The organism is Teichococcus coralli, from assembly GCF_009829925.1.
Lineage (GTDB): Bacteria > Pseudomonadota > Alphaproteobacteria > Acetobacterales > Acetobacteraceae > Pseudoroseomonas > Pseudoroseomonas coralli.
In genome coordinates this window covers 31,724-45,857 of sequence record NZ_SNVJ01000014.1, presented here as the reverse complement: position 1 = coordinate 45,857, position 14,134 = coordinate 31,724, and the positions used below count along the sequence as shown (strand labels likewise).

At 70.9% G+C, this 14,134-nt stretch carries 12 protein-coding genes; 5 read left to right on the top strand and 7 right to left on the bottom strand.

Translation table 11 applies throughout. The features are described from left to right. From E0493_RS15550 to E0493_RS15520, 7 genes are all read right to left on the bottom strand, one after another. A complete protein-coding gene (locus tag E0493_RS15550) occupies positions 1 to 1,062 on the bottom strand; it encodes an ABC transporter ATP-binding protein (RefSeq protein ID WP_160938156.1) in 1,062 nt (353 codons plus the stop codon). Continuing rightward, on the bottom strand, positions 1,062 to 2,141 hold the full coding sequence (locus tag E0493_RS15545; RefSeq protein ID WP_160938155.1) for an ABC transporter ATP-binding protein: 1,080 nt from the start codon (positions 2,139 to 2,141) through the stop codon (positions 1,062 to 1,064). Before E0493_RS15545 ends, E0493_RS15550 begins: the two co-directional genes overlap by 1 nt. Then, positions 2,138 to 3,679 carry a glycerol-3-phosphate dehydrogenase gene (gene glpD, locus E0493_RS15540; protein ID WP_202397159.1) on the bottom strand — a complete coding sequence of 514 codons (1,542 nt, stop codon included), beginning with the start codon at positions 3,677 to 3,679 and terminating at the stop codon, positions 2,138 to 2,140. Before glpD ends, E0493_RS15545 begins: the two co-directional genes overlap by 4 nt. An 87-nt stretch (positions 3,680 to 3,766) precedes the next feature. Further along, positions 3,767 to 4,603 carry a DeoR/GlpR family DNA-binding transcription regulator gene (locus tag E0493_RS15535; protein ID WP_160938153.1) on the bottom strand — a complete coding sequence of 279 codons (837 nt, stop codon included), beginning with the start codon at positions 4,601 to 4,603 and terminating at the stop codon, positions 3,767 to 3,769. A 362-nt stretch (positions 4,604 to 4,965) separates the two neighbouring features. Next, positions 4,966 to 5,751: a segregation and condensation protein A gene (locus E0493_RS15530; RefSeq protein ID WP_160938152.1), complete on the bottom strand. Its 786-nt coding sequence runs from the start codon at positions 5,749 to 5,751 to the stop codon at positions 4,966 to 4,968. Next, positions 5,744 to 6,298, bottom strand: coding sequence for a hypothetical protein (locus tag E0493_RS15525; RefSeq protein WP_160938151.1), 555 nt, complete (start codon positions 6,296 to 6,298; stop codon positions 5,744 to 5,746). The genes E0493_RS15530 and E0493_RS15525 overlap by 8 nt, the downstream gene beginning before the upstream one ends. Before the next feature lie 77 nt (positions 6,299 to 6,375). Further along, on the bottom strand, positions 6,376 to 7,422 hold the full coding sequence (locus tag E0493_RS15520; protein WP_160938150.1) for a tyrosine-type recombinase/integrase: 1,047 nt from the start codon (positions 7,420 to 7,422) through the stop codon (positions 6,376 to 6,378). Positions 7,423 to 7,857: 435 nt separating this feature from the next. On the opposite strand from E0493_RS15520, the gene E0493_RS15515 reads away from it, so the two are divergent. From E0493_RS15515 to E0493_RS15495, 5 genes are all read left to right on the top strand, one after another. Continuing rightward, entirely contained in the window at positions 7,858 to 9,834 is a 1,977-nt protein-coding gene (locus tag E0493_RS15515) for an alkyl/aryl-sulfatase (RefSeq protein WP_160938149.1), read from the top strand. 317 nt (positions 9,835 to 10,151) lie between these two features. Further along, positions 10,152 to 10,928 carry a class I SAM-dependent DNA methyltransferase gene (locus E0493_RS15510; protein ID WP_202397152.1) on the top strand — a complete coding sequence of 259 codons (777 nt, stop codon included), beginning with the start codon at positions 10,152 to 10,154 and terminating at the stop codon, positions 10,926 to 10,928. Between the two features lie 110 nt (positions 10,929 to 11,038). Beyond that, the gene (locus E0493_RS15505; protein ID WP_160938147.1) at positions 11,039 to 12,175 is read left to right on the top strand and encodes an ABC transporter substrate-binding protein; all 1,137 of its coding nucleotides are present in this window, start codon (positions 11,039 to 11,041) and stop codon (positions 12,173 to 12,175) included. After that, entirely contained in the window at positions 12,172 to 13,239 is a 1,068-nt protein-coding gene (locus E0493_RS15500; protein WP_160938146.1) for a FecCD family ABC transporter permease, read from the top strand. The genes E0493_RS15505 and E0493_RS15500 overlap by 4 nt, the downstream gene beginning before the upstream one ends. Then, positions 13,233 to 14,018, top strand: coding sequence for an ABC transporter ATP-binding protein (locus tag E0493_RS15495; protein ID WP_160938145.1), 786 nt, complete (start codon positions 13,233 to 13,235; stop codon positions 14,016 to 14,018). Before E0493_RS15500 ends, E0493_RS15495 begins: the two co-directional genes overlap by 7 nt. Positions 14,019 to 14,134 lie beyond the last annotated feature (116 nt).

The following is a 14,134-nucleotide window of genomic DNA, read 5'->3' as shown; positions in this document are numbered from 1 at the left end:
TCAGCCCTCCCCTTCCGCCAGCCAGCCATCGGCATAGACGTGCAGCCGCACCGCGTCGAAGGCGAGACGCGGCTCGGCCGGCACCGGCATGCCCTCCGGCAGGGTCGCCGCCAGCGGCATCCCCTCCACCTCCAGGCGGGCAATGCGGCGGCGGCCCAGATCCTCGACGCGGCGCAGCCGCGCAGGCAGCCCGCCCTCGCGCACCACCGTCGCGAATTCCGGCCGGATGCCCAGCTCCACCTTGCCCCGCAGCGGCGGATAGGCGCGCGGCAGGGCGAGGCGCTGCCCGCTCGGCAACACCGCCTCCCGCCCCTCCACCGCGCAGGAGAGGAAGTTCATTCCCGGGCTGCCGATGAAATGGCCGACGAAGCTGTGCGCGGGATGCTCGAACAGCGCCTCCGGCGAGCCGACCTGCACCACCTCGCCCTCCGACATGACCACGACGCGGTCGGCGAAGGTCAGCGCCTCCGTCTGGTCGTGGGTGACGTAGATCATGGTGGTGGGCACCTGCCGGTGCAGCTCCTTCAGCCGCGCGCGCAGCTCCCACTTCAGGTGCGGGTCGATCACGGTGAGCGGCTCGTCGAACAGGATGGCGGCGACGTCGTCGCGCACCAGGCCGCGGCCGAGCGAGATCTTCTGCTTCTCGTCGGCGCCGAGGTTGCGGGCGCGGCGGTCGAGCCGCGCGGCGAGGCCGAGCAGTCCGGCGACATGCTCCACCCGCGCCCGCGCGGCGGCGGCCGGCACGCCGCGGTTGCGCAGCGGGAAGGCCAGGTTCTCGCGCACCGTCATGGTGTCGTAGACCACCGGGAACTGGAACACCTGCGCCACGTTGCGCCGCTCGGTGGGCAGGCCGGTGACGTCCCTGCCGTCGAACAGCACGCGCCCCTCGCTCGGGTGCAGCAGGCCGGAGACGATGTTCAGCAGCGTGGTCTTGCCGCAGCCGGAAGGGCCGAGCAGCGCATAGGCGCCGGCATGCTCCCAGACCATGTCCATCGGCTTCAGCGCGTGGCCGGCAGCGCCGGGATAGGCATGCGCCAGGGCCTCGAAGGCGATGCGGGCCATCAGGCGGCCTCCACCAGGTCGGGCGTCGCCGACAGCCTGCCCCGGGCGTCGAAGAGCAGCACCCGCTGCGGATCGAAATAGACCGTCACTGCCGTGCCCGGCTCCGGCCGCCGCACGCCGGGCGCCAGCACCACCCAGGCCAGGTCGCCGATGTCGAGATGGACATAGCTCTCCGAGCCCGTCACCTCGGCGAGCCGCGCCCGCGCCGGCAGCGCCACCGCCCCGGGTAGCGGGTCGAGGGAAAGCTCATGGGCGCGGATGCCCAGCGTGAAGCGGCCGCTCTCCGGCAGACCGGGCGGCGCCGGCAGGGTGATGCCCGCGCCGAGATGCAGCCGCCCGCCCGAGAGTTCCGCCGGCGCCTCGTTCAGCGGCGGGTCGGAGAAGACGCGCGCCGTCGCCAGGTCGGCCGGGCGGCGGAACACCACCCCGGCGGGGCCGAACTGGGTCAGCCGGCCTTCCGAGAGGGTGGCCACCTGCCCGCCCAGCATCAGCGCCTCGGCCGGCTCGGTGGTGGCATAGACGAAGACGCTGCCGCTCTCGGCGAAGAGGCGGGGCAACTCCTCGCGCAGTTCCTCGCGCAGCTTGTAGTCCAGGTTGGCCAGCGGCTCGTCCATCAGCACCAGCGCCGCCCGCTTCACCAGGGCGCGGGCGATGGCGGTGCGCTGCTGCTGGCCGCCCGACAGCTCCGAGGGGCGGCGTGCCAGGAAGGGCTCCAGCCGCAGCAGCCGCGCGGCCTCGCGCACCCGCCGGCCGATCTCGTCGCGCGGGAGGCGGGCCACGCGCAGCGGCGAGGCGATGTTCTCGAAGACGCTGAGCGTGGGGTAGTTGATGAACTGCTGGTAGACCATGGCGACGCTGCGGCGGCGCGGCGGCAGGCCGGTCACGTCGCGCCCCTCGGCCAGGATGCGCCCGGCGCCGGGCCGGTCCAGCCCGGCCATCAGCCGCAGCAGCGTGGTCTTGCCCGCGCCCGTCGGGCCGAGCAGGACGTTGGGCTGGCCCGGCGCGAGGTCGAGCGTCACGGGGTGGAGCACGGCCCGGCCGCCCGCCGAGAGCCCGACGCCGCGCAGGGCGAGGCTCATTCCGCCGCCCTCCCCGCCGCCCTGGCCACCACCGGCCGCGCCCGCGCCATCCAGTCGGCGAGTGCCGCCTGCCCGGCGGCATCGATCCGCAGGCCGAGCTTGCTGCGGCGCCAGAGGATGTCGGCCGGCGCGCGCGCCCATTCCTCGCGCATCTGCCAGTCCACCTCGCGGGCGCTCAACCCGGCACCGAATTGCACGCCGAGATCGGCCTCGCTGCGCGCATCGCCCAGCATGGCGGCGGCGCGCGTGCCGTAGCGCCGCACCAGCCGGCGCGCCTGCGGGGGCGAGAGAAAGGGATAGGCGCCGCGCAGCGCCGCCGCGAGGTCGGCCGCGCCGTTCCAGGGGAAGTCGCCGCCGGGCAGCGCCGTGCTGGCGGTCCAGGGCATGCCCATGCCGGGGAAGAACGGCGCGAGCCGGGCCAGGGCGGCCTCGGCCAGCCGGCGATAGGTCGTGATCTTGCCGCCGAAGATCGACAAGAGCGGCGCCTCCCCCCTGTTTTGCTCGTCCAGTGCCAGGACGTAGTCGCGGGTCGCCGCCTGGGCGTCGCTCGCGCCGTCATCATAGAGGGGACGGATGCCGGCGTAACTCCAAACCACATCCGAAACGTTCACCGGCTGCCGGAAATAGGCGCTGACGGCCTGGCAGAGATAGGTGGTCTCCGCGGGGGAGATGGCGGGTGCCGCCGGGTCGCCGGAGACGTCCTCGTCGGTGGTGCCGATGAGGGTGAAGTCCTCCTCGTAGGGAATGGCGAAGCAGACGCGGCCATCGGCGTTCTGGAAGGTGTAGCAGCGGTCATGGCCGAAGAGGCGCCGGGTGACGATATGGCTGCCCTTGACCAGCCGCACACGCGCCGGCGCCTGCACCCCAGCGACCTCCGCCGCCACACGGGAGACCCAGGCCCCGGCGGCGTTCACCAGCACCCGCGCCGCCACTTCCCGCGTGGTGCCGCTGGCCTCGTCGCGCAACGTCGCCCGCCAGAGCCCCGCCTCCCGCCGCGCGGACAGGCAGCGCGTGCGGGTCAGCACCGTGGCGCCACGGTCGGCCGCATCGCGCGCGTTCAGCACGACGAGGCGCGCATCCTCCACCCAGCAGTCGGAATACTCGAAGCCGCGGCGAAACTCCGGGCGCAGCGGCGCGCCGGCCGGGTCGCGCCGCAGGTCCAGCGCCCGCGTCGGCGGCAGGAGGCGCCGCCCGCCGAGATGGTCATAGAGGAACAGGCCGAGCCGCAGCAGCGGCCAGGGCCGCAGCCCGGCATGGTGCGGCAGCACGAAGCGCAGGGGCCAGACGATGTGCGGCGCGGCGCGCAGCAGAACCTCCCGCTCCGCCAGGGCTTCCCGCACCAGGCGGAACTCGCGGTATTCCAGGTAGCGCAGCCCGCCATGGATCAGCTTGGTGGAGGCCGAGGAGGTGGCGCCGGCCAGGTCGCCCTGCTCGGCCAGGGTCACCGACAGGCCGCGCCCCGCCGCATCGCGCGCGATGCCGCAGCCGTTCACGCCCCCGCCGACGACGAGAAGATCCTGCACCCCGCTTTCCGGCATGCGCGGCACCCGCTGTTCCCTGACAGGAACGAAGCTTGAAACACGCGAACGAAAGTGACAAGTGAAAATTAACGCGCGAACCGCGCTTCAGGGAGTTTCGATTTCAGGCATTTCGGTTTCGTCGCCCTCCTCCCCGGCTTCTTCGCCCGGCCTGGCGATCTCCAGCCGCGTGCCGGCCTGCCGGCAGGCCTCGGCGAAGCGGGCGGGCGGCGGCCGGTCGGTCACCACGCAGTGCAACTGGGAGACGTGGCCGATGCGGACCGGGGCGGAACGCTCGAACTTGCCGGCATCGGCCACCAGGATGGGGTGCCGCGCATTGCCGAGAATGGCCCGGGAGACGCGAACTTCCCGGTAGTCGAAGTCGAGCAGGCTGCCATCCCCGTCCAGCGCCGAGGCGCCGACCACGGCGAAGTCGAGCTTGAACTGCGCGACAAGGTCCAGCGTCGCCTCGCCGGTGATGCCGCCGTCGGAGCGCCGCACCGGCCCGCCCGCCACCACCACCTCCACGCCCGCGCAGGGCAGCAGGATGGTGACGACATGGATGTTGTTGGTCACCACCAGGAGGTTGCGATGGCCGGCCAGGGCACGCGCCACCTCCTCCGTTGTCGTGCCGATGTTGATGAAGAGCGAGGAGCCGTCGGGGATCAGCGCGGCGCAGCGCGCGGCGATGCGGCGCTTGGCCTCATGCGCCAGTGCCCGCCTCGCGCCATAGCCGAGGTTCTCGACGCCGGAAGCCAGCGTCGCCCCGCCATGCAGCCGGGCCAGCAGCCGGTGCTCGCAAAGCAGGTTCAGGTCCTTGCGGATGGTCTGCGGGCTGACCTCGAAGCGACCGGCCAGGTCCTCGACCGTGACGCGTCCCGCTTCTCGCGCCAGGGCCAGGATCGCGCGCTGCCGTTCGGACAGGTCATCAAAGGAAAGGGTCATCGCGGAGGCACCATGCGCCGGAGCATCCGCCAAGGAAAGCCGCGCCACGCCCGTTGCGGAGGGGTGACGCATCGCGATGGGAGCCACCGAAAGCCAGGGTCCGACGACCAAGGGTGACGCGTTTCCCGCCCGCAGCCCTGGACGTGCAGGAAGTCACGGGACAGCACCTGGCAAAGCCTGCGGCGATGCTCTTCGGGTGATGCTGGCAACCACGGCCACGGCCACGCGGCAGGCGCCGCAGCGTGGAACAAGCACCCTGCGCTCCAAGGGGTGTGACACGCCGTCCCCAGGGATTGCGACAGGATTCTCTCCGGAGGATTCTCCCCGGAGTCTTCTCCCCGGAGTCTGGGGATAACACGTTCTCAGCGTGCCATTTGCAGGCTGATCGGCGCAAAGGCGGCGGCTTGCGCCAGATGCAGTTCCCCCTCCCGTGCGAGTTCGAGGGCGGCGACAAAGGTGCTGGCGAGGGCGGCGCGGCGCCTCAGGCGAGCTTGCGGCGCGATCTTCGAGATGCGGGGCAGAAAGCTCGTCAGCAGCCCGCTCTCCGGGTGTTCGGCCAACCGGCGGCGGAGCCAGACCAGCGCTTCCGGCACGCGCCACAGGTCGAGCGGCGGCGGAGGCGGCACCGGCGCCGCCCGCTGCGGTGCCGCCCGCCCCTCGAGCATGGCCAGCGTTGCCTCCCAGAAGGCCAGGATTGCCGCCGCTTGGGGCTGCGGAGGCCGCTCCGGATGGCCTCGCGCATGCATCTCCCGACCCAGTTGCGGTCGGGCGCCGAGCCAGGCCGCCGCGCGCCGCATCGCGGCGAGTTCCTGCCACTGCCCCAGCCGCCGGGTCGCGTCCATCTCCGCCTCGGCGGCTTCCGCCGCGCTGCGGGGCGCCAGCAGCTGCGACTTCAGCCGAACAAGCTCGGCCGCCAGCACCAGCCAGGCGCCGCGCTGCTCCAGCGGCACGCGCCCGGCGCTGGCTTCCCACGCCGCGACGAATTGCTCGGTCAGCGCAACAATGGAGAGCGGCGCCAGATCCAACCGTTGCCGGCGCACCAGCTCCAGCAGGAAGTCAAGCGGCCCCGCGAAGCCTTCCACCCGCAGCACCGGCGTGCGGCCGGCGAGCGCCTCCACCTCCCCCGGCCCGGCGACCGTCTCAGACATGCCGGGCCTTCTGCGGCCGCGCGAGGGGCGGCGCTTCGACGGCCTCGGTCTCGTAATGCGGCCGCAGGTCCAAAACCAGCTCCGGCCACAGCTGGCGGAGGCGGCGCAGCGCCGGCCAGGGCGACCAGTCGGCCGACCAGAACTCCACGGCCAGGCGGTCCGTGCGGGTGCGGCGGGCGTCCACCGGCGCCGGCAGGTGGCGTAGGTGACGCAACGCGCGGGTGGTGCCCCAGTGGCGCCAGAGCCACGCCTGCGCCGCCGGGTCCTCGGGACCGAGCGCCAGGATGTGGTTGGGAATGGGGTGGAGGCGGTGCAGATCGAAGGGGCAGCGGCGGTCCGTGCCGCCGCGGGACAGGGCGCGCGCGTGGTTGGCCGCCGCAGCGTCGCGCAGCCGCCGCGCCAGGATCTGCGCGCCCGCCAGGCTGATCGCCGGAGCCCCATCAGGCGTGGCGAGCAGCTGCAGGCGCCAATCCTCCTCCATCCGGTCGAGGTCGAGCACCCAGGGAATCACGCCCGGCCCCGCGGCGGCGGCACGGAAGCGCGCCATCTCGACGGCCGGCCCGCTGACGGTCAGCGTGTGGCGCAGCCAATCGGGATGCGGCAGCGCCAGCGGCGTCGGCGGGTTCAGAGATCGAGCAGCCGGGCGGGGCTGTCCTGGGTGATCTTCGCGCGGCGGCGATAGGCCTGCGTGGTGGCGAAGTCGGATTGCCGGGCGTGGTGCATCACCTGCTCGTCGCGCGCGCCGTTCAGATAGGCCTCGGTGATGAACCCGGCCCGCAGCCCGTGCGGAGAAAGCCGCTCGCTGGCGTGCACGGTCAGCCCGGCGATGGCGGCGCGGCGGCGCAGGATGCGCCAGACCCCCTGCGGGCTGAGCCGGTCCTCCATCGTGCCGGCGGCGGTGACGCGGCGGAACACCGCGCCGTAGTCGATGCGCGCCCGCCGCAACCACTGCTCCACCGCGCGCACCGGGCAGGTGAGCGGGTTGAGCCCGCGCGGGATGCCGAGCGTGGCCCCCTCCCCCTCCTGGTCGCGCTTGGAGCGCGGGATACGCAGTGTCAGCCCCTCGGTGGTGAAGCGCAGGTGCTCGCGGTCAACCGCGACCAGCTCCGAGCGGCGCAGCGCGCCGGCGAAGCCGAGCAGCAGCAGGGCGCGGTCGCGCTGGCCCGCCAGATCACTGCCGCAGGCGTTGAGCAACTGCTTGATCTCCGCCGAGGTCAGCGCCGCGGCCGGACGCACGGGCTTCGCGTGGCTGGCCAGGATGCCGCGCAGGGTGGCGCGGATGACGGGATGGCCGGGCTGCCAGGGCTGGCCGGCCTGCCGGTGGGCATGGGCGATCGCCGCCAGGCGGCGCTTCAGACCGGCGCGGCCGAGCTGTGGCGCCAGGCTGGCCAGGTGGCCGGCGATCACCACCGGCTCGGCCGGCAGGGGGACGACATCGCCGGCGGCGCACCAGGCGGTGAAGGCACGCCAGTCAGCGGCATAGGCACGACGGGTGTTCTCGGCCAGTGCCTTGCCGGCATAGCCGGCGGCGGCGGCCACGGCCGGGCCAAGCGGCCCAGCCAGCAGGGCCTGCACCTCGGGCGGCACGGCACCGGCGGCCAGCCGCGTCACCACGGCGGGGAGAGGCGAATCTTCCGGGAGGGCGGGAGGGTTCGGCGCAGCGTGGCTCATGCTTCCGCTTGTGCCACAACCTCGGCAAATCAGGCAACCGCCACCTTGCCGGTGCGTGAACACGCTAAGCCAGGGTTAGCGTGCCTGACGAGATGGACCGCCTTGCGCGCAAATGCGGATTGGCGGATGCGATCCGGCGCGCCTTGCCGACACCTGTTTGCGCCAGCACACCAGCCATCCCCCGCACCGCTGGACGGCGAAGTTCAATCCCGTCCTCGCCTTCAGTGCCTTCGAGGCTTTGGCTGACTGACGCGGTACCGCCGATTGCTGACGCCTCGCAGCATCGCTGCTCCGGAGCATGTCGGAGGCAGATCCCGCCGATACAGTAGTCGCAGACTCGGATGTCAGGAATCATCCAGGCAGGTTTCAGGGCTTCTCCCAATGGCCTGTTGCTGGAGCACGGTGCGACACTCGCGGCGCCAAGGAGGTAATCCCATGAAGCCGCTCAACTTGCTCTCCGCCGTTTCGGCCCTGGGCCTGATCGCAGGCTTGGCTGGCGTCAGCAACGCGCAGGATCTCCGCAAGGATGCGACCACCGCGACCAAGGCGGCCAACCAGAAGCTCCTCAGCGAACTGCCATTCGCGAACAAGTCGGACTTCGAGAATGCCCAGCGCGGCTTCATCGCCCCCTTGCCGCCGGGCACGATCAAGGGCCAGAGCGGGAGCACGATCTGGGATCCGCAGCAATACGCCTTCGTCAAGCTGGATGCTGCGGCGCCGGACACTGTCAATCCGAGCCTCTGGCGGCAGGCGCAGCTCATCAACTTGAGCGGCCTCTTCAAGGTGGCCGACGGCATCTATCAGATCCGCAATCTCGACCTGTCGAACATGACCATCATCGAGGGGCGGGAAGGCATCACCATCGTCGATCCGCTGGTTTCGGCTGAGACCGCCAAGGTTGGCCTCGACCTCTACTACGCCAACCGGGAACGCAAGCCGATCAAGGCGGTGATCTACACCCACAGCCATGTCGACCATTACGGCGGCGTCCGAGGGGTGGTGGACGAGGGCGACGTGACCTCCGGCAAGACCAAGATCTATGCTCCTGTCGGCTTTCTCGAGGCAGCGGTCTCGGAGAACGTCATGGCCGGCACCGCGATGAGCCGGCGGGCGAGCTACATGTACGGCAACCTGCTGCCGCCGGATGCCAAGGGCCAGGTCGGCGCGGGCCTCGGCACCACCACTTCGGCCGGCACCGTGACGCTGATCCCGCCGACCGACATCATTTCAAAGACCGGCGAGAAGAAGGTCATCGACGGCCTGACCTACGAGTTCCTGATGGCGCCCGGCTCTGAGGCGCCGGCTGAAATGCTGTGGTACATCGAGGAAATGAAGGCCATCTGCGCCGCCGAAGATGCGACCCACACGCTGCACAACACGTACTCCCTGCGCGGGGCGAAGATCCGCGACCCGCTGGCCTGGTCGAAGTACCTCAACGACGTGCTGGCGATGTGGGGTGACAAGGCGGAGGTGATGTTCGCCCAACATCACTGGCCGAGCTTCAACAACGCCGAGGTGGTCAAGCTCCTCAAGAACCAGCGGGATCTCTACCGCTACATCAACGACGAAACGCTGCGCATGGTGAACCGTGGCATGACCATGCGGGAGATCGCCGAAGCCTTCAAGATGCCCGACAGTCTAGCGAATATCTGGGCCAACCGCGGCTACTATGGTTCCATCTATCACAATGTCGCCGCGACATATGTCTTCTATCTCGGATGGTTCACCGGCAACCCGGCGACGCTGCACGAACTCCCCCCCGTCGAGGCCAGCAAGAACTACGTCGAGTTCATGGGCGGATCCGCGGCTGTTCTGGAGAAGGCGAAGCAGTCTTTCGACAAGGGCGATTATCGCTGGGTCGCCCAGGTGGTCAACCACGTGGTCTTCGCGGACCCGGGCAACAAGCAGGCCCGAGAGCTTGAGGCCGATGCGCTCGAGCAACTCGGCTACCAGTCCGAGTCAGGGCCGTGGCGCAACTTCTATCTCACGGGCGCCAAGGAGCTGCGTGAGGGGGTGACCAAGCTGCCAACCACCCAAACGGCAAGCCCGGACACCGTCAGGGCGATGACGCCCGAGATGTTCTTCGACTATCTCAGCGTCCGCGTGAACCGCACCAAGGCGGCCAACGCGGTGATGACGATGAACATGGATCTCGGCGGCTCAGGCGGGAAGTACCTGATCGAACTGGAGAACGGTGTTCTCAACCACACGCAGGACCGCCAGTCCGACAAGGCCGATGCGACGGTGACACTGACGCGGGACACCCTCAACAAGATCATTCTCCAGGAGACCAAGCTCGCGGATGCGGTTGGTGCCGGCGCCGTCAAGGTCAGCGGCAACCAAGCGAAGCTGGATGAGCTCGTGTCCTACCTCGATAACTTCGAGCTCTGGTTCGACGTCGCCACACCCTAGCGACACTCCTGAACCGGGTGATGGCGCCGGGCGCGTGGCCATCCGACGCCGCCTGAGGCCGGCCCTGCGATCGCTCGCGCAGGGCCGGCGCCATCGCCACCCGATCCGCGGCGCCGGTGTCTTGCAAGTCTTCGCCGGTTTCTTCTCAGGCGCGGCTTCCTGTTCCAGGGCACCCAGGCTGATGCGGGGCGCCCCGCCCGCAAGCCCAGGGGCAACGCGCCGCCCTGCGCCATCCGCCCTGGGACGGCATGAGGGCCTTTCCGTCACCGGCGCCGCCGCAGTATGGGGTGCGACATCCCTGCTGCTGGAGCGGAACTGTGTCGAGCAACTATGCCCTCAAGGAAGAGATCCGCGAGTACTGGAGCGCCCGCGCGGCCAGCTTCGATGCGGCCTTTGGCCACCGCATGCCGCCGGGAGCGGAACGCGACGCCTGGCAGCGCGAAATCGCCCGCCACCTGGGCTCCGCACCCCTGGAGGTGCTGGAGCTGGCCTGCGGCACCGGCGAGGTGACCGGTGCGTTGCGTCGGCTGGGGCATCGCGTCACCGGCCTGGACTTTTCCGAGGCCATGCTCAGCCTCGCCCGCGCCAAGCACTCCGGCGACCCCGGCACGCGCTTCATCCTGGCCGATGCCGAGTACACGCGCGAGGCACCGGACCGGTATGGCGCCATCGTCTGCCGGCACCTGGTCTGGACCCTGACGGAGCCGGAGGCGGCCTTGGCGGACTGGTTCCGGGTGCTGCGCCCGGGCGGCCATCTGCTCGTCTTCGACGGCAACTTCGCCGCCCCGCATGGCACGGCCGGCCGGCTGGCCCAGCACCTGCTGCGGCTGCTGGAGAGCAGCCAGGGCGGCGCGGCCGCGCCCCACAACCCGGAGATGGACCGACACGCCGCCATCATGCGGGAACTGCCCTTCTCCCAAGGCCTGACGCCGGAGGTTCTGGAGCCCTTGCTCCGCCGGGCGGGCTTCACCGACCTCGCCTTCCATTCTCACGCCCCCATCGCGCGGGCGCAGCGGCGCGGTGCCGCCCTGCGGGACCGGCTACGCACGCTGCTCTACCGGCGCTTCGTGCTGCATGCCCGAAAGCCCGGCTGACCGGCCAGGTATTGCGAATGATTATCAACCCTATTATAGCCTTGCGGCGCGTCCGGCCGGCGCCCGGAATGGTCCGGTGACGGGGGCGCCTCATCGGGCGAGGTTCAACCATGCGCGTGGCACGACGCGGCCTTCTGGCGCTCTCCGCAGCGGCGCTGCTTCCCGGGCTGCCGGCCCGGGCGGCGGGGGCGGTGCAGGTCACTGATATTGCTGGCCGCAGCGTGACGGTGCGGGCGCCGGTGAACCGGATGATCCTCGGCGAGGGGCGGCAAACCTACGTCGTGGCCGCCCTGGACAGGGACGACCCCTTCCACCGCGTGGTCGGCTGGCGCGACGACTTCCGCAAGGCGGACCTTGACGGCTACACCCTCTACGAGACGCGATACCCGCAGATCGCCAGGCTGCCGGCCTTCGGCGGCTGGAAGGACGGCGCCTTCGACATCGAGCAGGTCATCGCGCTCCGCCCCGACGTGGTGGTGATGAACCTGGAATCGAAGGTGGCGATCGACGATGGCGGCCTGATCGGCAAGCTGGACCGGATGGGCATCCCGGTCGTGTTCATCGACTTCCGCGAGAAGCCCTTCGAGCATGCCGAGCGCTCCATCGCCATCATGGGGGCGCTGCTGGGCCGCGCGGAGGAGGCGCGGGCGCTGACGGACTACCGCGCGGCGCAGATCGCCCGCGTCACCGACCGGCTGCGCGGCTTCTCCGGTCCTCGCCCCAAGGTGATGATCGAGCGGGCGGCGGGCTATGACGAGAGCTGCTGCATGTCCTTCGGCGACGAGAATTTCGGCCGGATGGTCGCCCTGGCCGGCGGCGAGAACATCGCGGCCAGCCTCATCCCGGGCACCTTCGGCACCGTCAACCCGGAGCAGGTGGTGGCCGCCCGTCCGGACGTGGTGATCGTCACCGGCAGCAACTGGAAGCTCTATGCGCCGGACGGCGCCTGGGTGGGCGTCGGCCCCGGGGCGGACCAGGCCCAGGCACGGGCGCGGCTGCGCAAGCTGATGGACCGCCCGGCCTACCGTACCCTGCCGGTGGCCCGCAGCGGCCGGGTGCACGCGATCTGGCACCAGTTCTACGACAGCCCCTACCAGTTCGTCGCCATCCAGGCGATCGCCAAGTGGCTGCACCCCGGGCTCTTCGCCGACCTCGACCCGGACGCCACCTTCCGCGAGTTCCACGAACGCTTCCTGCCCGTCGCCTACCACCCGGGCTACTGGGTTTCGCTGGACCCGGCGGCATGAGCGCCACCCTGGTCCAGGAGGGGCTGGCCGCCGGGCGCGGCGCCTATCGCCGGCTGGCGCGGCGGCGGCTGGCGCTGCTCGCCACCCTGGCCCTGCTGCTGCTGACGAGCCTAGTGGCCGATCTGGCGCTCGGGCCGGCCCGCTACGCCTATGCCGAGGTGGTGCGGGCGCTGCTGGGGCTGGAGGTGCCGCAGGCCGTGTCGGTGGTGGTGTGGGAGATCCGCCTGCCTGTGGCGCTGATGGCCGTGGTGGTGGGCGCCAGCCTCTCTGTCGCCGGCGCGCAGATGCAGACCGTGCTGAACAACCCGCTGGCCAGCCCCTTCACCCTCGGCATCTCGGCCGCCGCCGGCTTCGGGGCGGCGCTGGGCTTCGTGCTGGGCGTCAGCCTGCTGCCCTCGGGCTGGTCGGCCTGGACCATCCCGGCCAATGCTTTCGTTTCCGCCATGGGTTGCGCGCTGCTGATCCATCTGCTCAGCCGCCGGCGGGGAATGGGCACCGAGACCATCGTGCTGCTGGGCATCGCGCTGGTCTTCACCTTCAACGCCGCCCTGGCGGCGCTGGAGTTCATCGCCTCCGAGCAGGCGCTGGCCGCCGTGGTGTTCTGGACCATGGGCAGCCTGGGCCGCACCACCTGGCCCAAGCTGGGCATCGCGGCGGCGGTGCTGGTGTTGATCTGGCCGCTCTTCGCGCGCCAGGCCTGGGCGCTGACGGCGCTGCGCCTGGGCGAGCAGAAGGCCGCCAGCTTCGGCATCCAGGTGGGCAAGCTCCGGCTGCAGACGATCCTGCTGGTCAGCGCGCTGGCCTCCATCACCGTTGCCTTTGTCGGCACCATCGGCTTCATCGGGCTGGTCGGGCCGCATATCGCGCGGATGCTGGTGGGCGAAGACCAGCGCTTCTTCCTGCCCGCCTCGGCCCTGGCCGGCGCGCTGGTGCTGTCCGCCGCCTCGGTGCTCAGCAAGGCGATCATCCCCGGGCTGATCCTGCCGATCGGCGTGGTGACGGCGCTGGTTGGCGTGCCCTTCTTCTTCAGCCTGATCCTGAGCACGCGGAACCGTTCATGGTGAGTCTTTCGCTGCAGGAGATCGAGGTCTCCTACGGTACCCACCCCATCCTGCGCGGCGTGACGCTGCCGGAGCTGCGCGGCGGCCAGGTGACGGCACTGCTCGGCCCGAATGCCGCCGGCAAGTCGACGCTGTTCCGCCGCATCGTCGGGCAGCTGAAGGGGCCTGGCGTCGTGGCGCTGGACGGGCGCGCGATGGAGAGCATTCCGCCGCTGCACCAGGACCGGCCCTGCTACCTGCCGCAGGACAATGCGGTCAATGCCGTGCTGACGGTCTTCGAGGCCGTTCTGCTGGCCGGCAAGCAGGGCGGCGGCTGGGCCGTCAGCGACGCCGAGGCCGATGCCGCCACCCACACGCTCATGATGCTCGAGATCGAGGATCTCGCCACGCGCAACCTGGGCGAGCTGTCGGGCGGGCAGCGGCAGCTGGTCTCGCTGGCGCAGGCGCTGGTGCGGCAGCCGCGCGTGCTGCTGCTGGACGAGCCCACCAGCGCGCTCGACCTGCAGCGGCAGGTGGAGGTGCTCGGCCTGCTGCAGCAGCTGGCGCGGCAGCGCGAGCTTTGCATCGTGATCGCCATCCATGACCTGAACCAGGCCCTGCGCTTCGCCGATCAGGTCGCGGTTCTGGGGGGTGGCCGCATCGTTGCCTGCGGCGCCCCCACAACCGTGCTGACACCCGCGCTGCTGCGGGAGGTCTATGGTGTTGAAGCCCGGCTAGAGCGGTGCTCCCGCGGTCTGCCCTTCCTGGCGGTGGATGGCTCCACACGAACGAAGCGGCACTAAGGCTACGCAGACGCCTTTGCACCGCGCGGTGCGCGATTTGCTTCAGCCCTGCGCTCCCCTCCCCCGGCACGGCCTCCCTGTCGCGGTGGCGCGGCTGCCAAACCGGGCGGAGAACG